Source organism: Variovorax glacialis, assembly GCF_051216375.1.
Classification (GTDB): Bacteria; Pseudomonadota; Gammaproteobacteria; order Burkholderiales; family Burkholderiaceae_C; genus Variovorax.
The window spans coordinates 364,710-384,377 of the sequence record NZ_JBPJZT010000001.1 but is presented as its reverse complement, the minus strand read 5'-3'; the positions used below and the strand labels follow the sequence as shown (position 1 = coordinate 384,377).

Sequence of the window (19,668 nt, the reverse complement as noted above, 5' to 3'; positions counted from 1 at the left end):
CATGAGCCGCAGCTTGTCGATGACATGGCTCGTGGACGCGGTCATCGTCGTCACGCTGCTCGAATGCTTCGTCCTGCTCGCGTGGCGCCTGCTGACCGGTCGCGGCATCGCGCCGATCGAGTTCATGCCGAACCTCGCGTCCGGCCTGTGCCTGATGCTCGCGCTGCGCTGCGTCGTGCTCGACGGGGGCACGCATTGGGTCGCGCTTTTCCTGCTCGGCGCCGGCGTCGCGCACGGCATCGACTTGGGACTTCGGTGGCGGCGCCGTGAGGCCGACGACGCGTCCGCAAGGGTCGGCGCTGCTCCGCCACCCGCATGATCAGAAGACGCGGGTCACGTCATCGCTCGGTCGCGACGATGGGACGTCGCGCCGACATTGATCTTCCGCCGGACGCGCGGTCATGCGGCGCTTGCCAGCACGCCGCGGTGTGGTGCCAACAGGGGAGACTCCTTGCGATAGGGAGGGTCTTCATGATGGTAGCGCTCGATGCGGGCCACCTCCTCGGACGAACCAAACACCAGGCCCGTGCTTTCATGCAGCGTCCGCGGCTGGAGTTCCATCAGCCTCTGGCGCCCGTTGCTTGCCAGCCCGCCTGCCTGCTCGGCAAGGAATGCGATGGGATGGGCCTCGCACAGCATGCGCACGCTCCCTGGGCTGCCGGTGCCATTCGTGACGTTCGGGCTGAGGAAAACACCACCGCGCATGAGGATGCGGTGCGTTTCGGCCACCAGGGAGGCGATCCATCGCATATCGAAGTCGGTGCCGCGCGGGCCTGGCTCGCCGGCCAGGCATTCGTCGACGTAGCGCCTGACCGCGGGTTCCCAGAAGCGGCTGTGGGACGCATCGATGGAGAACTCCCGGGTCGTCGGGGGGATGCGCATGTTCGGGTGGCTCAGCACCCATTCGCCAAGCATCGGGTCCAGCGTGAACGCATGGGTCCCGTTGCCCAGCGTCATCACCAGAAGGGTCGACGGCCCGTAGATCGCGTACCCCGCGCACACCTGACGGATGCCGGGCTGCAGGAAGTCCGCGACGTCCGCATCCTCGCCGGGTCGTGTCGCGCGCGCAATCGAGAAGATGCTGCCGACGGTCACGTTGGCGTCGGCATTCGCCGAGCCGTCCAGCGGATTGAAGAGCAAGAGATACTTGCCCGGCGGAAACTCGCGCGGAAGGAGAGAAGGCGCCTCGGACTTTCGCGACAGCATGCCTGCGACATGACCGCCCCATTCGTTGGCGCGCGCGAAGATTTGATTGCAGAGATCGTCGATCGGCTCGCGATGCTCGGCGGACACCGGGCTGCCCGGCAACGGGAGCCCGGTGCCGTGATCGAGGGCGCCGTAGGCCACGCGCCAGGAGATCGCCTTGCAAGCAAGCGAGACGTCGGTGATCAGCGCGTTGAGTTCACCGGTGGCCGCGGGCGCGCGACGCCGCTCCTCGATCAGGAATTGCGTCAGGGTGGATTTTCCCGTCGTCAGCATGGGGGCCGCTGCGGCTTGTCAATGGGCCAGGGCCAGGCTCGCCTGTGAGGCGAGTCGGACGACGTCGTCGCAGGTGAGCCAGGCGGCGCCCGAAAGCTGGCGGCCCGGTTCTCCAGGCAGCGGAAGATCGGGTCCGCCCAGGTGGGGCAGGATCAGCCCGGCACCGGCAAAGTCGCTGTCCTCGGTCCAGTAGTTGGGCGTGACCACGGTCCACAGGCCCGCCGCCAGTGCAGCCTCCAGGCCCTTCTCGGAATCCTCGAAGGCAATGGCATGCTGGGGCAGAAGGCCCAGGGCGCGCAGCGCCAACTGATAGATGTCGGGCGCGGGCTTCTTGCGTGCCACCTGGTCGCCGCAGGCGATCACGGTGAACATGCCGGGGCCCTTTTCTCCGAGCGTGGACGTGAGCAGCGCATCGATATTGACGGCCGTCGTGGTGCTCGCGATCGCGAGCTTGTAGCCTTCTGCGAGCGCCTCGTCCAGCAGCCTGGCCACGCCAGCGCGCAGAGGTACCGCGCCATCTCTGACCACCGAGCTGTAGAAACGCGTCTTGTCGAAGTGAAGGTCCCTCACCATCGAGCGCAGCCGCTCCCGCTCAGCCTTGCTCGCCGGCAGCGAGTCGATGTAGCTGCGGATGCGCTCCTTGCCGCCCGCTACCTTCAATAGTTCCCGGTATTCGGAGGGCTGCCAGCGCCAGCCGACGCCGTGGTGCTCGAACGCGAGGTTGAAGGCAACGCGATGCGCCTCCTCCGTGTCGGCGATGGTTCCGTCCACGTCGAGGATGAATGCTTCCACGCTCATGTCAATGTCTCCCGGCGTCGGTGATCTCCACCGGTTCGTTCGTCTGGCCCAAGGCGATCTCCCCGGCGCGGCCGGCTGCTGGGCGCAGCGGCATCGGGTCGATCGACTGTAAGGAGGCGTCTGGAATAAGAACAGTTAGATTTATTTGAAGTGGTATTGCGTTTATCTAATATGTGAGCATGTCGCTCGCCAGGAACGCCTCGTTTCGCCAGCTTGCCGCTTTCCATGCAGTGGCACGCCTGGGCAGCGTGTCGCTCGCCGCCGACGAAATGCGCCTCACGCAGCCGGCGGTGTCGATTCAGATCGGCGCGCTCGAGGCCGCCGCAGGCACGCCGCTGCTGCAGCGCTCGGGGCGAGGCATACGCCTCACGGAAGCCGGTGAAATGCTCGCCGCTTATGCCGGACGCATGCTGGCCCTCTGGCAGGAGGCTGGCGATGAGATGGCCGCCTTGCAGGGCGAGTTCTCGGGCACCTTGCGCGTGGGTGCCGTCACGACGGCCGAATACCTCCTGCCGCCGCTGCTGGTGACCTTTGCCAACGCCAACCCCAAGGTGAAGGTCAAGGTGAAGCTCGAAGTCGGCAACCGCGACGCGATCGTGCGCATGCTCGCCAGCCAGGACATCGACCTGGCGATCATGGGCCGCCCTCCGGGCGAATTGAAGACGGTGGCTACCCCGTTCGCGCGCCATCCGATGGCCTTCCTGACTGCGCCTGCCGACCCGCTCATGTCCGATCCCCGGCCCGGCATCGAGCGGCTGGCCGAATCCCGGATCCTCGTGCGCGAACGCGGCTCGGGCACGCGCACCACGGTCGAGCACCTGTTCAAGGAAGGCGGGCTGCGCCTTCGCATCGGCTCGGAGCTGTCGAGCAACGAGGCCATCAAGCAGATGTGCGCCGCGGGCTTCGGCGTGGCGTTCTTGTCGATGCACACCTGCGTGCTGGAGATCAATGCCGGCTTGCTCGCCGTTCTGCCCATGAAGGGCAATCCGATCGAGCGCAGCTGGTACGTGATCAGGCTTGCATCGCGCCAGCTCTCCCAAGTCGCGCTCGCGTTCGAAGGCTTCCTTCGCGACGAAGGCCAGCGGGAAATCGATGCGCGCCTGGCGCCGCCGGCGTCGACGCCTCGCGCGTCGCACCGGCGGGCCGCCCGGCTCAGGCCTTCTTGACCCAGGCGCTGCACCAGCCCTTACTTGAGACCGTCTTTCCTGCAAAGAGCTGGCAGGGCCCCGTCGCGTCGGTCGGCTTGCCCTGGAACTGCTGGCAGTTGCCGCACATGTGGCTCGGGTCGAAGTTCGGGAACTTGGCCTTGTCGACCTTCGTGTTGTCCGCCTTGTAGCCGAGGCCGACGGCCAAGGGATCCGTTTCGTTGACGGCCGCTGCCTGGGCCGCGACTCGAGAGGCGGCGAGGGCGCTTCCGCCGGCCATCACGCACACCACGAAAGCTCGTCGACTTGGGTTGCTCATGAATCTGTTCCCTTCATCGGTCCGATAAAACCGTCATATAATTCTGACACATGATAGTGTCAATGTGAATTGATGAGGCGATCTTGGACTGACTGATTCAGTGTGGAGGTCTCAAGGTGGTATTTCCCTTTTCAGCCATCGTCGGACAGGACGAAATGAAGATCGCGATCCTGATCGCGGCGGTCGACCCGAGCGTAGGAGGTGTCCTCGTCCTTGGGGACCGGGGAACGGGCAAATCCACCGCCGTCCGTGGGCTCGCGGCGCTGCTGCCGCGAATGCGTGCCGTCACCGCTTGTCCCTACCATTGCGATCCGCAAGCCGGCGCGGGCTCGTGCGAGGCCTGTAGCGGCTTGACGGAGGCCGGCAGGCGCCGCAGCAGCCTGGTCCCGGTGCCCGTCGTCGATCTGCCCCTCGGCGCGACGGAAGATCGCGTCGTCGGTGCGCTGGATCTCGAGCGTGCGATGTCGCAGGGCATCAAGGCCTTCGAACCGGGCCTTCTCGCGCGCGCGCACCGCGGGTTTCTCTACATCGACGAAGTCAATTTGCTGGAGGATCACCTGGTCGACCTGCTGATCGACGTGGCGGCATCGGGACAGAACGTCCTGGAGCGCGAAGGCCTCAGCATCCGGCATCCCGCGCGGTTCGTGCTCGTTGGCAGCGGCAACCCAGAGGAGGGTGAATTGCGTCCGCAACTGCTGGACCGCTTCGGCCTGTCGGTCGAAGTGTCGACGCCTCGCGACCTGGCGACGCGCGTGGAAGTGATCCGTCGGCGCGACGCCTACGACCGGGATGCAGAAGCCTTCGTGCGCAAGTGGGCCGCCGAAGAATCGAGGATCCGGCGCCAGATCGTAGCGAGTCGTGCGCGCATCGCTGACATTCAAGTGCCCGACGCCACGATGGAACGCGCAGCGCAACTGTGCATGAGCCTCGACACCGACGGATTGCGTGGCGAACTGACGCTGATCCGCGCCGCCCGTGCGCTCGCCGCATTGAAGGGTGATGCCGAGGTGGAAGAGCGTCACCTCCGCAGCGTTGCGCCGTCGGCGCTGCGGCATCGTCTCAGGCGCAATCCGCTCGATGACGCCGGCTCGCGTGTGCGCGTGGACCGGGCCATCGAAGAACTGCTCGGCCCATGACGGAGGTACGCCTTGAAGTGCGGATCGGGCCTGATTTCGAAGAGGTCGCGGCGCTCTTCTGCGTGGATCCCGCCGGCATGGGCGGGATCGTGCTGCGCGCAGGCGCCGGGCCGATGCGGGACGCCTGGTTGCAGCGCGTCCGTGACCTGCTTCCGGACGGCTGCGCGATGCGCTTCATTCCAATCAACGTCGAGGAGGATCGGCTGCTCGGCGGCCTCGACTTGGCCGCGACCCTGACCGCGGGCCGCCCTGTGGGCCAGTCGGGCGTGCTGGCCGAGTCGGACGGTGGTGTCGTGCTGCTCGGCATGGCCGAGCGTGCGGCGGCCCGGAACGTTGCGCACATCGCCGCTGCGCTGGATGTGCGCGAGGTCGTGATGGAGCGTCACGGCCTTGCCACGCGCCGGCCAGCGCGCTTTGGCGTGATCGCCCTCGATGAGGGGCTCGGGGATGACGAAGCCCCCTCCGCGAAGCTTCTCGACCGCCTGGCGATCCACCTCGGCCTGTCGTCCTCGAAGGTCTCGCGGCCGGACGGCGAAGCACATCGTTGGACGCGTGCCGACGTGGTCGCCGCGCGTTCGTTGCTGCCGTGTATCGAGCTGGAGGATGAGTGGCGCGAGGCCGTGTGTGCAGCAGCCGTCGCGCTGGGCATCCCGTCGCTGCGCGCGCCGCTGCTGGCATTGCGTGTGGCTGGCGCGCGCGCGGCACTGCACGGACGCACGACGGTCGATGCGCAAGACGCGGCCGTGGCCGCGCGATGGGTATTGGCACCGAGGGCCACCGCTGCGCCGGCAGAACCCACGGAAGCCGATGCAAACACGAGTGACGAAGACCAGGATGCCGGAACAGCCTCAGAACATGCCCCGGGGCAACCGGACTGCGGCGAGCGAGCAGTCGACTCGGCGTCCCTCGCGCAGGAGTACAGCGAGCCGCCGGCGAACGCGCTGCAGGACAGCGGGGACGACGACCCCTCGAATGTGGTGCTCGAAGCCGCATTGGCCGCGCTGCCAGCCGGCATGCTCGATGCCTTGAAGTGTGGCCCGCAGCGAAGCACCCGATCGCCCGCGGTCGGGCGGGCCGGTGTGCGGGTCGAAGGCGTTTCGCGCGGTCGCCCCGATGGGGTGCGCCGCGGCGAGTTCGGCAATGGCGCGCGACTGAACCTGATCGAGACTTTGCGTGCGGCGTCGCCCTGGCAGTCACTGCGTCGAGCGCCGGGCGAGCCGAGCGCGGAGGACTGCGCAACCGTCCGCATCCGCCGTGAGGACTTCCGCTTCACCCGCTACAGCCAGCGCAGCGAGACCAGCACCTTTTTCACAGTGGATGCGTCAGGCTCTGCGGCACTGCATCGCCTGGCCGAGGCGAAAGGAGCAGTCGAGTTGCTCCTGGCGGACTGCTACGCGCGGCGCGACAGCGTTTCCCTGATCGCTTTCGGCGGACGAGGTGCGGAGGTCCTCTTGCCTCCGACGCGATCGCTGGCCCGTGCGAGGCGCAGCCTCGCCGGTCTGGCGGGTGGCGGCGGCACACCGCTCGCGGCAGCCATCGATGCAACCCTGGCGCTCGCTGATGCCGCCCGCAGACGCGGTCGCACGCCGGTCGCTGTGCTGTTGACCGACGGACACGCCAATATCGCGCGCGACGGCTCTGCCGGCCGACTGCGGGCGACCTCCGATGCGCTGCAATCCGCCCGGCGCATGCATGCGGCCGGGATCGCAACCCTGGTACTCGATACCTCGCCCCATCCGCAGGCTGCCGCGCGCGAACTGGCGGCCGAGCTGGGTGCCACCTACCTGCCGTTGCCGCATGCCGACGCCGTATCGATGTCGCGCGCGGTGCGTGCCGCGGCCTGACCGCCATGGGCCATGCCCTGAACTGGGACACCGACGGCCGCGATTGGCCTAACCGCGGGGCGAGCAGCTTCGTACATGCCGCGGGTTTGCGCTGGCATATGCAGCGCATGGGACACGGGCCCGTGATGCTCCTCCTTCACGGCTCGGGTTCGTCCTCCCATTCGTGGCGCGACTTGCTGCCGAAACTGGCGCGCGATTTCAGTTGCGTGGCCATCGATCTGCCAGGGCACGCGTTCACTGCGATGCCCCCAGCCAGGCTGCTCTCATTGCAGGGGATGGCCCATGCCGTCGCGAGGCTGCTCGGGGAACTGCGCCTCACGCCGTCGATGATCGTCGGTCATTCGGCCGGCGCCGCGATCGCCGCGCAGTTGTGCTGCGCCGAAGGCATGACACCCCGCTCGATCGTGAGCGTCAACGGAGCCTTCTTCCCACTGTCGGGATTCCCGGGTCTGGTGTTTCCGCCGATCGCGCGGATGATGGATGCGACGCGGCTTGCGCCCAGACTGCTTGCCTGGCATGCGTCGGACCGCCGGATCGTGCACAGAATGATCGAGCGGACGGGCTCGAAGCTCGACGAACGCGGCGAGCAGCTCTACGGACTGCTGGCGAGGACTCCGCCGCACGTCGCGGCAGTGCTCGGGATGATGGCGCGCTGGCAGGTCGAGTCCGTGGTCTGCGCACTGCCAACCCTGCGTACCCGACTGCACCTCATTGCAGGCGCCCGGGATTTTGTCGTGCCGCCGCAGCAGTCGTCGCGTGTGCAGTTGCGGGCACTCCATGCCGACCTGACCATGATCAAGGACGCCGGCCATTTGGTGCATGAGGAGAAGCCCGCGGAAGTCGCCGAACTGATTGCCGGATGGAATCGGGCTGCGTGACATGCACGACTTGCAGCCCACCGAAGGCCAAGGCCGTCTCGAAACGTTCAGCTACTGCGGATGGAACTTCGTGTGCTGTGCAGTCCGGGCTGGTGATGCGGGGTTCATGTCGCTCGCCCAATGCGAACTCGTCTGGCCGGGCGGGCTTCCCTTTGTGCTCGCACAACCGCACATCAGTCCGACGGAAGGCCGAGCGCTCCTGCGGGCGCGGGCGCTGGCCATGTCCTGGGTCAGGGCGCGAACTTTCAGCAGCATGACGGCGCCTCGGTTTTGAGCCTGTCTCAGCGCAAGCCGGCGATGTAGTCGGACACGGCCTTGATCTCGCGATCGTTCAGGCGTTTGGCAACGCCGCTCATCGGAATGCTGTTGAGGCGCACGCCGTCGCGGAAGGCGGTAAGTTGGGTCGCAACATATTCAGCATGCTGCCCCGCGAGGCGCGGATACTGCGCGGGAATGCCGGCTCCGTTCGGGCTGTGGCACCCGGCGCACGCAGGCACGTTACGGTCGGCAAGGCCGCCGCGGTAGATTCGCTCGCCCAGCGCCACCAGATCCTTGTCCTTCGCAAAGCCAGGCTTCTGCTTCTGCGCGGCCATGAACCACGAGATGTCTCGCATCTCCTCGTCAGACAGGGTGGCTGCCATGCCGCTCATCACCGCATTCTTGCGCTTGTTCGACTTGAACTCCTCCAATTGCTTGAGGAGATACTCGGGATGCTGCTGCGCCAGCTTGGGATTCGTCGGGACGGAGGCGTTGCCATCCGCGTTGTGGCAAGCGGCGCAGGCTCTGGCGGTGAAAGCCGCCTCACCCTTGGCAATGTCGGGCTTGCCGCGCTTCGCGGTTGTCCCGGCGGGCTCTTCCGCGGCGACGAGCGTACCGGAAAGTGCACCGATCAACGCGATAAGCACCGAAGACGCGATCGACTTCATGTTGTGTATTTGGGTAGAGCGCGGAACAGGACAATTCTAAGGCGCCTTCGCGTCACAAGTCGTCTTGGTCTGACCCCTATGTGTCGCGGAATCTCACAGGAGACGCTCCACGAGCGAGTGGATCCTTTACGGATCGGATCAAAGGAGCCTGCCATGAGAGCCTTGCTACCCATCTGGATCATCGGCGCACCGCTGCTGTACGCGATTTTCGACTGGATGCGTACTCCCAAAACGCAGCGTTGAGCAAGCCGCCGCTGAGCTGCCATCGCGCGGGTCGAGTGCGGCCCGACGGCATAGGTCCTATCTCGATTCGGTCGTTCTAGTTTGCAGCCGGGGTCCGCGGCGGGAGCTTCCAAGTGCCGTTCATCGCGGCCTCGCTCGGCCCGTAAATCCGCCCGATAGCGCTATAGCGTCCCTCCGGTGTGGGTAGCCAGTTCGACTCCTTGTCGGCGCCGGGTGACGCGTGCCCGAGGTACAGCGTCAGGCCACCGTCTGCATCGCACTTGAGGCCCTCGGTGCGGTCGCCGATGGAATAGCGCTTGAGCGGGTTGGCATAGAGCAGCCTGTCCGGCAGCGTGTACAGCATCATCGACCAGAAGAACTTCGCTGGCGGCAACTGGCCCGGCGCGAAATGCACGGTCGACAGCTTGCTGCCATCACCCACGTAGCCGCCATACCAGGCCTCCACCAGCGAGTTGCCGTAGAGCCCCTTCTCGGCGGCCACGGCGCGCACGAGGTAGTCGTTTTTCAGCTCCTCGCGCGAACCGAAGATGCCATTGGAGGACAGCGTGACCTTCGACTTTTCGGCGAGCGCCGCCTTCGCGTCCTGCACGCCTTCGTCGATGGACGCGAGCGTCGCAGGCGGGAGCTTTGATGCATCGAACGGCAGGCCGGGGCCGATGCCGATGGACGCGAAACGGCGCCGGGTGACACGGTCACGGAGCGCTTCGCGGCTAGCCGTCCCACCGATGAAAGCCGCATGAAAACTTCGGGCTCGCTGGAGCGCTATGGCTGGCCTGTCGAAATAGCGAGGGCAGTCGAATTCCTGGTGTCCGATGCGTCGTCGTACCTGACCGGCCAAGTGCTGCGGGTGGACGGTGGCCGGCAAACCTTCCCCTGTTGATCGGGGAGCCCCGCCATCAGGTCATCGATGGCCTGTCAGGCACTCGGCGATGACAGCGCCAGGTAGCTTTCGTCGGTGTCCAGGCTGCAATCCAGCAGGCTCGGCGCGACATCGCGTTCCAGTGTGTCGAACATCGTGTCGACGAAATCCATGAGGTGATCCGACGCGGCGATGGCATCGTCGACGTGACCCGCCGCGACCGCGTCGATGACCGCCACGTGGCCTTCCACCGTTCCGCGCAGGTCGGCATGGCCGGGCGTCTGCATGTGGTAGATCCAGCCGATGCGCCGGAAGATCGTGTGCAGCGGACGCAGCGTGCCTTCGACGAAGGGCTCCTGCGCGGCGGCCAGAAACTGCTGGTCGATGAGCCGGTCGATCACGTTGAACTGCTCCACCGTCATGGTGGCGCCGTGCTCGATCAGCTGCCGCTTGATGTGCTGCATGCGATTGCGCTGCGAAGCGCCTGAACGCTCGGTGGCGAGCCGGATCACGAATCGCTCCATGTCGCGGCGCAGGCGCAGCAACACGCGGTCGCGGGTGAGGTCGATCGGTGCGATGCGGATGCCGTGGCGCGGCGTGATCTGAACGAGCGTGTCGGCCGCGAGGCGATTGACGGCCTGGTGCACGGGCGTGCGGCCGTAGCCGACCATGGCCTGGAGCTCGTGCGTGGCCAGGAAGCGGCCGGGCGCCAACTGGCAGGTCACCAGCAACTCCTCGATGCGCTCGTAGGCCAGTTGGGAGAGGTTGGTGTCGGACCGGCGCGGCGCGGCCGGCGCCGTCGCGTCGACGGACACGAGCTTCGCGCGGGAAGGGGAGCGGCTGGGCATGAGATTCTTTCGGGTCACTGATATACCAATGAAATCTTCCGGATTGTCCGACTTTTCATTGGGGAGTGGTCGGTCGACATGGCAATTTCGATCCAAGGGTATCTCCTTATGAATATCGTGAAATATCACGATATTCTTCAATCACGGTTCGGGGCCGGCACCCGTTCAGGGAGGTTCCGGCCCCCACTCAACTCCAGGAGACATCCGCGATGAAAGTCACCCGGCTCACCACCTACAGGCTCGCGCCGCGGTGGATGTTCCTCAAGATCGAGACCGACGAAGGCGTGTCGGGCTGGGGCGAGCCGGTGATCGAAGGGCGGGCCCGCAGCGTGGAGGCGGCGGTGCACGAGCTGTCCGACTGCGTCGTCGGGCAGGACCCGTCGCGCATCAACGACCTGTGGCAGACGATGTACCGCAGCGGCTTCTACCGCGGCGGGCCGATCCTGATGAGCGCCATTGCCGGCATCGACCAGGCCTTGTGGGACATCAAGGGCAAGGTGCTCGGCGTGCCGGTGTACCAGCTCCTGGGCGGGCTGGTGCGCGACCGGATGAAGATGTACAGCTGGGTTGGCGGCGATCGCCCCGCGGACGTGGTGGCCGGCATCCGCAAGTTGCAGGAAGTCGGCTTTGACACCTTCAAGCTCAACGGCTGCGAGAAGATGGGGCATATCGACAGCAGCAAGACCATCGACGCCGCGGTCAAAGTGGTGGCCGAGATCCGAGAAACCTTCGGCAGCAGCATCGAGTTCGGCCTCGACTTCCACGGCCGCGTCGCGGCGCCGATGGCGGCGGTCCTCATCAAGGAGCTGGAGTCCTTTCGCCCGCTCTTCATCGAGGAGCCGGTGCTGGCGGAGCAGGCCGAGCACTACCCGCGGCTGGCGGCGAAGACATCGATCCCGCTCGCGGCCGGCGAACGCATGTTCTCGCGCTTCGAGTTCAAGCGGGTGTTCGCCGCGGGTGGCATCTCGATCGCGCAGCCGGACCTGTCGCACGCCGGCGGCATCACCGAGTGCCACAAGATCGCCTCGATGGCCGAGGCCCACGACATCGGCCTCGCACCCCATTGCCCGCTTGGGCCGCTTGCGCTGGCGTCCAGCCTTCACGTCGACTTCGTCTCGCGCAACGCCGTCTTGCAGGAGCAGAGCATGGGCATTCACTACAACCAGGGTGCCGAGTTGCTCGACTACGTCCTCAACAAGGACGACTTCCGCTTCCACGACGGCTACATGCTGCCCCCGACGAAGCCGGGCCTGGGGGTCGTCGTGAACGAAGAACTCGTCATCGAGCGCTGCAAGAGCGCGCCCGACTGGCGCAATCCGGTCTGGCGCCATGAGGACGGCGCCATTGCCGAATGGTGAGTGCGGCCCGCCGCCTGGAACTAACGGAGACAACGATCATGAGCATTCCCATCCCGGCCAGCATCCCGGTGGAAGACCTGCTTGGCGAGGGGCATACGCATGCACCCGCGAAAGGTCAGCACGCCTTTGTGCAATGGATCGACAAGGGCCTCGAGGTCTTCGTCGGCGTGGCGGTGCTGAGCGAGCTCATCATCCTGTTCGCCAACGTCATCACGCGCAGCTTCTTCGACTTCACCATCCTGTGGGCCAACGAATACGGTCACATGGTGCTGGGGGTCGTCGCCTTCATCGGCGGTGCGCTGGCCTACAACCGCAACGAGCACATCGCCGTTCATGCGGTGATCGAGCGGCTGCCCAAACGGTGGCGGCCCGCGATCGATTCGTTCGTGGACTGGATGGTGGCCATCGGGTCCTTCTACATCGCCTACGTTTCGGTCGAGGTCGTTCGCTCGCGTTCGGAAGAGCTGTCGACGGTGCTGGAAATCTCGATGCGCTGGTTCGTGCTGCCGCTGACCGTGGGCCTCGTGCTGATGGCCTTCTTCGCGGTGTACCGGCTGTCGCAGCGCGCCAGGGCACCGGTCATCGCTGCCGGCATCGTGTTCGCCGCGGTCGTCGGCGGGCTCGTCGCCATGAACGCGATGTGGGGGCCGTTCGACGAGTCCTCCTTCGTCACCTGGCTCACTATTTTCTTCTTTGCCCTGCTGATGGCGGTGGGCCTGCCCGTCGGCTTCGTGCTCGCGGCGGTGGCGACGATGTTCACCTTCTTCTCGGGTGGCGAGTCGATGATCGCGATCCCGTCGACGATGCAGGCGGGCGTGTCCAACTTCGTGCTGCTGGCCATTCCCTTCTTCATGATGGCCGGCTACGTGATGACCGAGGGAGGCCTCAGCAGCCGGCTTTCGGACTTCGTCGTGTCGGTGGTCGGCCGGGTCCGCGGCGGGCTCTTCCAGGTCATCGTCGTCAGCATGTACATCTTCTCGGGCATCTCCGGGTCGAAGGCGGCCGACGTCGCGGCCGTGGGCACCTCGCTCAAGAAGATGATCCGCGACAACGGCTACGACGAGCCCGAGTTCGCGGCCATTCTGTCGGCCGGTGCGGTCATGGGGGAGACCATTCCGCCGAGCCTGCCGATGCTGGTCCTGGGTTCGATCACGACCATCTCGATGGGCGCGCTCTTCATGGCGGGCCTGCTGCCTGCGCTCGTGCTGGCGCTGTGCCTCATGGGCGCGATCTACGTCCGGGCACGGATGGCCAACAAGTACCCCGGCATCAAGACGCCGATGGCCATCGTGCGCAGGAACACCCTGCTGGCGGCGCCCGCGCTGCTGGTGCCGATTCTCCTGGTCGTCGGCATCGTCACCGGCCTGGCGACGCCCACCGAGATCTCGTCGGTGGCGGTGATCTACGGGCTGGTGCTGTCGGTGGTGCTCTACCGCGAACTGACCGTGCGCAAGTTCTGGAGCACCGTGGCCGATACGGCCGTCAAGGGCGGGATGATCCTGTTCATCACCAGCACCGCAAGCTCGTTCGCCTACACGCTTACCGCGGCCGGCATCCCGACCGAGATCGCGGAACTGATGATCAAGTTGGCCGGCCACACCGCGTGGCTCTTCATGCTGGCCAGCCTGCTGATCCTGATCGTGATGGGTGCGCTGCTCGAAGGCCTGCCCGCACTGCTGGTCTTCGCGCCGATCCTGATGCCGCTGGCGCCCCAGTTCGGTGTCTCCCCCGTGCAGTACGGCATCGTGCTGCTGATCGCGATGGGCATCGGCTGCTTCGCGCCGTTGATCGGGGTGGGCATGTACATCTCGTGCTCGGTCACCGGCACCAAGGTCGAAGCGGCCTCGCGCGCCATGATCCCCTACGCGATCCTGCTGTTCATCGGCCTGCTGCTGGTGGCTTTCATTCCCTGGTTCAGCCTGGTGCTGCCCCGTCTCTTCGGTTTCGCGTGAACGCGATCCGTCATTCCCAACGTCAAACAAGGATCCTCATGAAGAAGCTGACCACCACACTCGTTTCCTTCGCCGCAGCGGCGCTGTTGTCGGGGAGCGCGCTTGCCGCGGACCAGAAATTCACCTTCAAGCTGAGCCACCAGATGGCAGCGGACCACACGCTGCAACTCGTGGCCCTGAAGTTCTCCGAACTCGTGAAGGAGAAGACCAACGGCAACGTGACCGTGAAGGTGTTCCCCTCGGGCGCACTGGGTGCCGAGAAGGACAACGCGGCGGGCCTGAAGTCCGGCCTGCTCGACATCGGCATCGTGGCGGTCGAGCAATACCCGTCCTTCGTGCCCGAGTCCGCCGTGCTGGTGCTGCCGTACCTCTACACCGACTACGACCACGTCGACCGCGTGCTCAACAGCGACGTGGCGAAGGAGGTGGCCACCATGATCCGCGAGAAGACCAACATCCGCGTGCTGACCTTCCTGCCGCTCGCGTTCCGCCAGATGTTCACCGTCGACAAGGAGATCAAGACGGCGGGCGACCTGAAGGGCCTGAAGATGCGCGTGCCGGAGTCGCCCATCTACGTGGCTGCGTTCAAGCAGTTCGGCGCCGTACCCACGCCGCTCGCATGGGGCGAGGTCTATGCGGCCCTGCAGACGGGCGTGGCCAAGGGCGTGGAGAACACGCCCGAGGCGATCCAGACCGCGTCGCTGCAGGAGGTCACCAAGTTCATGAACCTCACCAACCACCTCGAAGGCCCGACCACGCTGTCGATGTCCGACCAGGCCTTCAAGAAGCTGCCGCCCGAATACCAGAATGCGCTGATGGCCGCCGCGGCGGAGGCCGAGAAGTACGACCTGCAACTGACGATCGCACGCGACAAGGAAGCCCGCGAGAAGCTCAAGGGCAAGCTGACCGTGGTGCAGCCCGACATCGCCTCGTTCAAGAACGCCATCAAGTACGACCAGATCGACCTCGTCAGCAGCGACAAGGGCAAGGACCTCGTCAAGCGCGTGATGGCCATCAAGTGAGCGAGAAGCATCCCATGGAAGCTCTCGTCATCCACGCGCCCGGCGACCTGCGCGTCGAAACCTATCCCACGGCCGAAGTAGGCGCCGGCCAGATGCGCGTGCGCGTGCGCTGCGGCGGCATCTGCGGCTCGGACCTGCACTACTACCAGCACGGCGGCTTCGGCACCGTTCGCATCAGCGAGCCGATGGTGCTTGGCCATGAAGTGGCCGGCGTGATCGATGAAGTCGGTCCGGGCGTCACTGCCTACAAGGCCGGCGATCGCGTGGCAATCAGCCCCAGCCGCCCCTGCGGCCTGTGCCGCTTTTGCCAGGAGGGCCTGCAGAACCACTGCCTGGAGATGCGCTACTACGGCAGCGCGATGCGCAACCCGCACGTTCAGGGTGCGTTTCGCCAGGAGATCGTGATCGAGGAATACCAGGCGCACCGGCTCGCGGATTCGCTGAGCGACGCCGAGGGCGCGATGGCCGAACCCTTCTCGGTCGCGTTGCATGGCGTGCGGCGCGCCGGCGACCTGCTGGGCAAGAAAGTGCTGGTCACCGGCTGCGGGCCGATCGGCGCGCTGGCCATCATCGCGGCGCGCCGCGCGGGCGCCGGGCACATCGTCGCCACCGACGTCGGCGCGCACCCCTTGGGCAAGGCGCTCAAGGTGGGCGCCGACGAGGTCGTCAACGTGGCGGAGCAGCCGGACGGGCTTGCGCGCTTCGCGGTGGACAAAGGCCAGTTCGACGTTCTGCTGGAAGCCAGCGGCAACGCGGCAGCCTTGCGCAGCGCGTTCGACGTGTTGCGACCGCGCGGAATCATCGTGCAGCTCGGCCTGAGCGGTGGCGAGATGACGCTGCCGATCAACACGATCGTCGCCAAGGAGTTCGACCTGCGCGGCGTGTTCCGCTTCCACCAGGAATTCGCGGTGGCGGTCGAGCTGCTCAACAAGGGGCTGGTGGACGTCAAGCCCCTGATCTCCGCAACCTTGTCCTATCGCGACTCGGCCCGCGCCTTCGCCCTCGCGGCAGACCGCTCGCAGGCCATGAAGGTCCTGCTGAACTTCGATTGAGCACTGAACACCATGGCCACTCTCATCTCCGACATCAAGGTCATCCTGACCGCGCCCGAGGGCATCAACCTCGTCGTGGTCAAGGTCGAGACCAACCAGCCGGGCCTCCACGGGCTCGGCTGCGCCACCTTTGCCTACCGCCATCTCGTCGTGCAATGCCTCGTCGAGGAATACCTCAAGCCGCTGCTGGTCGGGCGCGACGTGAGCGCCATCGAGGAACTCTGGCAGCTCATGCACCAGAACGCCTACTGGCGCCACGGCCCGATCGAGAACAGCGCGATCTCCGGCATCGACATGGCGCTGTGGGACATCAAGGGAAAGATGGCCGGGATGCCGCTCTATCAGCTCTTCGGCGGCAAGGTGCGCGAAGGCGTTCCCGTGTACCGGCACGCCGATGGCCGCGACCTGAGCGAGCTGTGCGACAACATCGAGAAGTACCAGGCCCAGGGCATCACGCACATCCGCTGCCAGAGTGGCGGGTATGGCGGCGGTGGCTTTGGGCCGGCCCCAAAGACGGCCCCGCGCGATGCGCCCGACGGCATCTACCTCGACGGTCGCGCGTACATGCGCGACACGCTCAAGCTCTTCGAAGGCATCCGGGCCAAGGTGGGCTTCGGCATCCAGCTCTGCCACGACGTGCACGAGCGGCTGAGCCCGGTCGACGCGATCCGCTTTGCCTGCGAGATGGAACGCTTCGACCTGTTCTTCCTGGAGGACGCGATTCCGCTGGAGGAGGGCAAGTGGCTGCGGCAATTGCGCGACAAGACCCGCATTCCGCTGGCGCAGGGCGAGCTCTTCACCAACCCGTATGAGTGGAAGACGCTGATCTCGGAGCAGCTGATCGACTTCATCCGCGTGCACCTGAGCCAGATCGGCGGCATCACCCCGGGCCGAAAGCTGCAGATGTTCGCCGAGCAGTACGGCGTGCGCACGGCGTGGCACGGGCCGGGCGACATGTCGCCGCTCGGTCATGCGGCCAACATCCACGTCGACCTGGCCGCGCGCAACTTCGGCGTGCAGGAATGGTCGGGGATCGAGCCGCCCAACTTCGTGATCCAGGAGCTCAAGGGGCCGCACGGCGCGCTGCTCGACGTGTTCCCCGGCCTGCCGGAGTTCCGCGCGGGCTATGTGTACGCGAACGACAAGCCCGGCCTTGGCATCGACATCGACGAGGTGCAGGCGCGCAAGTACCCCTGCGAGAAGACCGTGACCACCTGGACGCAGACGCGCCTGGTCGACGGCTCGTTGCAAACCCCCTGAACACCATCATGTCCACATCACTCTTCAGCCTCGCGGGCAAGACCGCGCTCGTCACCGGCTCCTCGCGCGGACTCGGCTTCTCGATCGCCGAGGGCATGGCCGCGGCCGGGGCACGACTGCTCCTCAATGGCGTCGACAAGGCGCGGCTCGACGCATCGGCCGCCACATTGCGCGAACGCGGCCACCAGGTCGACGCCTTTGCGTTCGACGTGTGCGACGAGGCCGCCGTCGTCGCGGCCTTCGAGCGCTTCGATGCGCAGGGCATCGAGGTCGACATCCTGGTCAACAACGCCGGGGTGCAGTTCCGCAAGCCGATGGTCGAACTGGCCACCGAGGACTGGCGCCGCGTGATCGAGACCAACCTGACCAGCGCCTTCGTGGTCGGCCGCGAGGCGGCCCGGCGGATGATTCCGCGCAAGCGGGGCAAGGTCATCAACATCGGCTCGCTCACGAGCGAACTGGCGCGTGCCACGGTCGCGCCCTATACGGTGGCCAAGGGCGGCATCAAGATGCTGACGCGGGCCATGACGGCCGAATGGGCCGCGCACAACATCCAGGCCAACGCCATCGGCCCCGGCTACATGCTCACCGACATGAACCAGGCACTCATCGACAACCCGGGCTTCGATGCCTGGGTCAAGGGCCGCACGCCGGCCGGCCGCTGGGGCAAGCCGGAAGAGCTGATCGGCACGGCCATCTTCCTCGCCTCCGAAGCATCCAACTACGTGAGCGGACAAATCATCTATGTCGACGGCGGCATGGTGTCCGTGCTTTGACGATCCATCCAGGAGACCCGACATGAACAAGCTTCACACCCTGTGCGCTGTGGCCTCGATGGCTGCGGCGCTGTTCTCGCCAGCCGCATCGAGCGCTGCCGACTACCCCACGCGACCGATCGAAGTCGTCGTGCCTTCGTCGGCCGGCGGTGGCACCGACATGATGGCGCGCATCTTCGCCGAGGCCGCCAAGAAGAGCGTGCCGCAGCCCTTCATCGTCACGAACAAGCCGGGCGCCGGTGGCGGCATCGGCATGACCGAGGCGCAACGCGCCACGCCCGACGGCTACAAGATCGGCGTGCTGATCTCGGAGCTGGCGATCATTCCGCACCTCAACATGACCAAGGTCACGACGGCGGACTTCATACCGATTGCACGCCTGAACGGCGACCCGGGCCTGATTGCGGTGCGCGCCGACTCGCCCTACCAGACGATCGACGATCTGCTGGCTGCCGCGCGCAAGCAGGAGGGAGTCGTGTCGATGGGCAATGCCGGCAGCGGCACGATCTGGCACCTGGCGGCTGCCGCCGTCGAGCAGAAGACTGGCGTCAAGTTCAATCACGTGCCGTTCCAGGGCGCCTCGCCGAGCGTGCTGGCGCTGGTCGGCGGTCACGTCGACGCCATCACCGTGAGCCCGGCCGAGATCGGGCAGCACGTCGCCGCCGGCAAGGTGCGCGTGCTGGTCGCCATGGCCGACAAGCGCCTGCCGCCGCCCTACGACAAGGTCGTCACGTTCAAGGAGAAGGGCACCGACCTCGTACTGGGCACCTGGCGCGGCCTTGGCGTTCCGCTGAACACGCCACCGGACATCGTGAAGTACCTGCGCGACGTGACCCGGAAGACCGCGGAAGACCCTGCATTCCGCGAATCCCTCATCAAGGCCAATCTGCAGCCGGCCTACATGGAGGGCGATCAATTCCAGGCCTTCATGAACAGCCAGTCGGCCTACTTCAAGCAGCTCCTGGCCAGCGTCGAGCTCAAGAAGTGACGGCGGTCGCCGAAACCCGGCCTTGGGCCTCTTCATGACGAACGGCCGGTCTACTCCTCTGTCACTTCGGGAGCAAAGATCGCGATAAGCGCCATCAAGCTGGTAGCGGGAAGAGAACAACGGTGCTCATTTCATGACATTCTTCTTGCGTGACGCGTGGGACGATGGCACGTACGTGATGGTCGATCACCGCTGGTTCGTGAAGACATTGCCTCCTTGGAGAACAGAATGGACGCTCCCACGTTGGTTCCTCAAAATTCCCTGAAGACCGCCACGCCTGAAGAAGGCCGCCAACTTGCCGTCAAGATGGCACGCTTGATCATCAAGCACGTTCAGCCCGATTCTGCAGTTCGCGAAGAACTAAGAGCCATTTACGAGCGCGACCCGGACATGTTGATCCGGATCGGCCAAGTGGTTGCCGCCGAGTTCGCGACGATCGCGGCAGCCAATGGCTATTGGGTGAGAAAGGACCACGAGTAGGTCTGTCGCACTGAAATCTGCGACCTCGCCCGCCGGGCGGAGGTCAGCCCCATCGTTGTGCCTCCTTGGCTGCAACGCCACATGGCAATGCGCATGGCCGCGCGCCTGTTTAGCGTGCGATCGAGCCATACGCTCTTTTTGTCGCGACCGCGCGAAGCAGCGGCAATCATCCTCGATGCGGTGGACACGGTCATCCGCCGACTGAACGCCGCCGGAAGTCAAGCTGGGCAGGGTGGAGAAGGGCGGGTCGAGGCTCGCACAAATTGATTGGCAGGATGCATGGAGCGGCCTACATTGGGCTTTTT

The 19,668-nt window shown here is 65.8% G+C and carries 20 protein-coding genes; 14 read left to right on the top strand and 6 right to left on the bottom strand.

Annotated features, from left to right (window positions below; translation table 11 throughout):
• The first annotated feature begins 1 nt into the window (after position 1).
• Positions 2-319, top strand: coding sequence for a hypothetical protein (locus ACSFBL_RS01920; protein WP_435514044.1), 318 nt, complete (start codon positions 2-4; stop codon positions 317-319).
• Between the two features lie 80 nt (positions 320-399).
• Here the strand turns inward: ACSFBL_RS01920 and ACSFBL_RS01915 are convergent, their stop codons facing one another.
• Positions 400-1,479, bottom strand: coding sequence for a class 1 fructose-bisphosphatase (locus tag ACSFBL_RS01915; RefSeq protein WP_435514043.1), 1,080 nt, complete (start codon positions 1,477-1,479; stop codon positions 400-402).
• A gap of 18 nt (positions 1,480-1,497) precedes the next feature.
• Positions 1,498-2,277: an HAD-IA family hydrolase gene (locus ACSFBL_RS01910; RefSeq protein WP_435514042.1), complete on the bottom strand. Its 780-nt coding sequence runs from the start codon at positions 2,275-2,277 to the stop codon at positions 1,498-1,500.
• 179 nt (positions 2,278-2,456) lie between these two features.
• Between ACSFBL_RS01910 and ACSFBL_RS01905 the strand changes: the two genes are divergently transcribed.
• Positions 2,457-3,443: a LysR family transcriptional regulator gene (locus tag ACSFBL_RS01905; protein ID WP_435514041.1), complete on the top strand. Its 987-nt coding sequence runs from the start codon at positions 2,457-2,459 to the stop codon at positions 3,441-3,443.
• Here ACSFBL_RS01905 and ACSFBL_RS01900 read toward each other — a convergent pair.
• On the bottom strand, positions 3,430-3,741 hold the full coding sequence (locus tag ACSFBL_RS01900; protein WP_435514040.1) for a high-potential iron-sulfur protein: 312 nt from the start codon (positions 3,739-3,741) through the stop codon (positions 3,430-3,432). The two genes, ACSFBL_RS01905 and ACSFBL_RS01900, sit on opposite strands and share 14 nt — an antisense overlap.
• 155 nt (positions 3,742-3,896) lie before the next feature.
• Between ACSFBL_RS01900 and bchI the strand changes: the two genes are divergently transcribed.
• The 3 genes from bchI to bchO are packed head-to-tail and all read left to right on the top strand — an operon-like array spanning position 3,897 to position 7,599.
• A complete protein-coding gene (gene bchI / locus ACSFBL_RS01895) occupies positions 3,897-4,877 on the top strand; it encodes a magnesium chelatase ATPase subunit I (RefSeq protein WP_435514039.1) in 981 nt (326 codons plus the stop codon).
• The gene (locus ACSFBL_RS01890; protein ID WP_435514038.1) at positions 4,874-6,721 is read left to right on the top strand and encodes a magnesium chelatase subunit D; all 1,848 of its coding nucleotides are present in this window, start codon (positions 4,874-4,876) and stop codon (positions 6,719-6,721) included. Before bchI ends, ACSFBL_RS01890 begins: the two co-directional genes overlap by 4 nt.
• A gap of 5 nt (positions 6,722-6,726) precedes the next feature.
• Complete coding sequence (bchO, locus tag ACSFBL_RS01885) at positions 6,727-7,599, top strand: alpha/beta fold hydrolase BchO (protein ID WP_435514037.1); 873 nt, start codon at positions 6,727-6,729, stop codon at positions 7,597-7,599.
• 281 nt (positions 7,600-7,880) lie between these two features.
• Here bchO and ACSFBL_RS01880 read toward each other — a convergent pair whose 3' ends face one another.
• Together ACSFBL_RS01880 and ACSFBL_RS01875 are read right to left on the bottom strand one after the other, a co-directional pair.
• On the bottom strand, positions 7,881-8,525 hold the full coding sequence (locus ACSFBL_RS01880; RefSeq protein WP_435514036.1) for a c-type cytochrome: 645 nt from the start codon (positions 8,523-8,525) through the stop codon (positions 7,881-7,883).
• Between the two features lie 319 nt (positions 8,526-8,844).
• Positions 8,845-9,189, bottom strand: a complete 345-nt coding sequence (locus ACSFBL_RS01875) for a DUF1214 domain-containing protein (RefSeq protein ID WP_435514516.1) — start codon at positions 9,187-9,189, stop codon at positions 8,845-8,847.
• Between the two features lie 315 nt (positions 9,190-9,504).
• On the opposite strand from ACSFBL_RS01875, the gene ACSFBL_RS01870 reads away from it, so the two are divergent.
• Positions 9,505-9,648, top strand: coding sequence for an SDR family oxidoreductase (locus ACSFBL_RS01870; RefSeq protein ID WP_435514035.1), 144 nt, complete (start codon positions 9,505-9,507; stop codon positions 9,646-9,648).
• Between the two features lie 35 nt (positions 9,649-9,683).
• On the opposite strand, the gene ACSFBL_RS01865 is transcribed toward ACSFBL_RS01870, so the two are convergent.
• The gene (locus ACSFBL_RS01865) at positions 9,684-10,475 is read right to left on the bottom strand and encodes a GntR family transcriptional regulator (RefSeq protein WP_435514034.1); all 792 of its coding nucleotides are present in this window, start codon (positions 10,473-10,475) and stop codon (positions 9,684-9,686) included.
• 209 nt (positions 10,476-10,684) lie between these two features.
• On the opposite strand from ACSFBL_RS01865, the gene dgoD reads away from it, so the two are divergent.
• From dgoD to ACSFBL_RS01825, 8 genes are all read left to right on the top strand, one after another.
• The gene (gene dgoD, locus ACSFBL_RS01860; RefSeq protein ID WP_435514033.1) at positions 10,685-11,833 is read left to right on the top strand and encodes a galactonate dehydratase; all 1,149 of its coding nucleotides are present in this window, start codon (positions 10,685-10,687) and stop codon (positions 11,831-11,833) included.
• A gap of 38 nt (positions 11,834-11,871) precedes the next feature.
• A complete protein-coding gene (locus ACSFBL_RS01855) occupies positions 11,872-13,785 on the top strand; it encodes a TRAP transporter large permease (protein WP_435514032.1) in 1,914 nt (637 codons plus the stop codon).
• 38 nt (positions 13,786-13,823) lie between these two features.
• Positions 13,824-14,807 carry a TRAP transporter substrate-binding protein gene (locus tag ACSFBL_RS01850; protein WP_435514031.1) on the top strand — a complete coding sequence of 328 codons (984 nt, stop codon included), beginning with the start codon at positions 13,824-13,826 and terminating at the stop codon, positions 14,805-14,807.
• A 14-nt stretch (positions 14,808-14,821) separates the two neighbouring features.
• Positions 14,822-15,859, top strand: coding sequence for an L-idonate 5-dehydrogenase (locus tag ACSFBL_RS01845; RefSeq protein ID WP_435514030.1), 1,038 nt, complete (start codon positions 14,822-14,824; stop codon positions 15,857-15,859).
• 12 nt (positions 15,860-15,871) lie between these two features.
• A complete protein-coding gene (locus tag ACSFBL_RS01840) occupies positions 15,872-17,119 on the top strand; it encodes an enolase C-terminal domain-like protein (RefSeq protein ID WP_435514029.1) in 1,248 nt (415 codons plus the stop codon).
• Positions 17,120-17,127: 8 nt separating this feature from the next.
• Entirely contained in the window at positions 17,128-17,895 is a 768-nt protein-coding gene (locus ACSFBL_RS01835; protein WP_435514028.1) for an SDR family oxidoreductase, read from the top strand.
• A gap of 22 nt (positions 17,896-17,917) precedes the next feature.
• A complete protein-coding gene (locus ACSFBL_RS01830; protein ID WP_435514027.1) occupies positions 17,918-18,883 on the top strand; it encodes a Bug family tripartite tricarboxylate transporter substrate binding protein in 966 nt (321 codons plus the stop codon).
• A 228-nt stretch (positions 18,884-19,111) separates the two neighbouring features.
• Positions 19,112-19,363, top strand: a complete 252-nt coding sequence (locus tag ACSFBL_RS01825) for a hexameric tyrosine-coordinated heme protein (protein ID WP_435514026.1) — start codon at positions 19,112-19,114, stop codon at positions 19,361-19,363.
• Positions 19,364-19,668: the final 305 nt, after the last annotated feature.

What these genes read in the sequence shown, in the direction of transcription:
- bchO (WP_435514037.1), top strand. Translation starts at nt 6,727, where the DNA reads ATGGGCCATGCCCTGAACTGGGACACCGACGGCCGCGATTGGCCTAAC.
- dgoD (WP_435514033.1), top strand. Translation starts at nt 10,685, where the DNA reads ATGAAAGTCACCCGGCTCACCACCTACAGGCTCGCGCCGCGGTGGATG.
- ACSFBL_RS01855 (WP_435514032.1), top strand. Translation starts at nt 11,872, where the DNA reads ATGAGCATTCCCATCCCGGCCAGCATCCCGGTGGAAGACCTGCTTGGC.
- ACSFBL_RS01865 (WP_435514034.1), bottom strand. Translation starts at nt 10,475, where the DNA reads ATGCCCAGCCGCTCCCCTTCCCGCGCGAAGCTCGTGTCCGTCGACGCG.
- ACSFBL_RS01840 (WP_435514029.1), top strand. Translation starts at nt 15,872, where the DNA reads ATGGCCACTCTCATCTCCGACATCAAGGTCATCCTGACCGCGCCCGAG.
- ACSFBL_RS01900 (WP_435514040.1), bottom strand. Translation starts at nt 3,741, where the DNA reads ATGAGCAACCCAAGTCGACGAGCTTTCGTGGTGTGCGTGATGGCCGGC.
- bchI (WP_435514039.1), top strand. Translation starts at nt 3,897, where the DNA reads ATGAAGATCGCGATCCTGATCGCGGCGGTCGACCCGAGCGTAGGAGGT.
- ACSFBL_RS01890 (WP_435514038.1), top strand. Translation starts at nt 4,874, where the DNA reads ATGACGGAGGTACGCCTTGAAGTGCGGATCGGGCCTGATTTCGAAGAG.
- ACSFBL_RS01850 (WP_435514031.1), top strand. Translation starts at nt 13,824, where the DNA reads ATGAAGAAGCTGACCACCACACTCGTTTCCTTCGCCGCAGCGGCGCTG.
- ACSFBL_RS01870 (WP_435514035.1), top strand. Translation starts at nt 9,505, where the DNA reads ATGAAAACTTCGGGCTCGCTGGAGCGCTATGGCTGGCCTGTCGAAATA.
- ACSFBL_RS01920 (WP_435514044.1), top strand. Translation starts at nt 2, where the DNA reads ATGAGCCGCAGCTTGTCGATGACATGGCTCGTGGACGCGGTCATCGTC.
- ACSFBL_RS01830 (WP_435514027.1), top strand. Translation starts at nt 17,918, where the DNA reads ATGAACAAGCTTCACACCCTGTGCGCTGTGGCCTCGATGGCTGCGGCG.
- ACSFBL_RS01915 (WP_435514043.1), bottom strand. Translation starts at nt 1,479, where the DNA reads ATGCTGACGACGGGAAAATCCACCCTGACGCAATTCCTGATCGAGGAG.
- ACSFBL_RS01910 (WP_435514042.1), bottom strand. Translation starts at nt 2,277, where the DNA reads ATGAGCGTGGAAGCATTCATCCTCGACGTGGACGGAACCATCGCCGAC.
- ACSFBL_RS01905 (WP_435514041.1), top strand. Translation starts at nt 2,457, where the DNA reads ATGTCGCTCGCCAGGAACGCCTCGTTTCGCCAGCTTGCCGCTTTCCAT.
- ACSFBL_RS01835 (WP_435514028.1), top strand. Translation starts at nt 17,128, where the DNA reads ATGTCCACATCACTCTTCAGCCTCGCGGGCAAGACCGCGCTCGTCACC.
- ACSFBL_RS01825 (WP_435514026.1), top strand. Translation starts at nt 19,112, where the DNA reads ATGGACGCTCCCACGTTGGTTCCTCAAAATTCCCTGAAGACCGCCACG.
- ACSFBL_RS01880 (WP_435514036.1), bottom strand. Translation starts at nt 8,525, where the DNA reads ATGAAGTCGATCGCGTCTTCGGTGCTTATCGCGTTGATCGGTGCACTT.
- ACSFBL_RS01845 (WP_435514030.1), top strand. Translation starts at nt 14,822, where the DNA reads ATGGAAGCTCTCGTCATCCACGCGCCCGGCGACCTGCGCGTCGAAACC.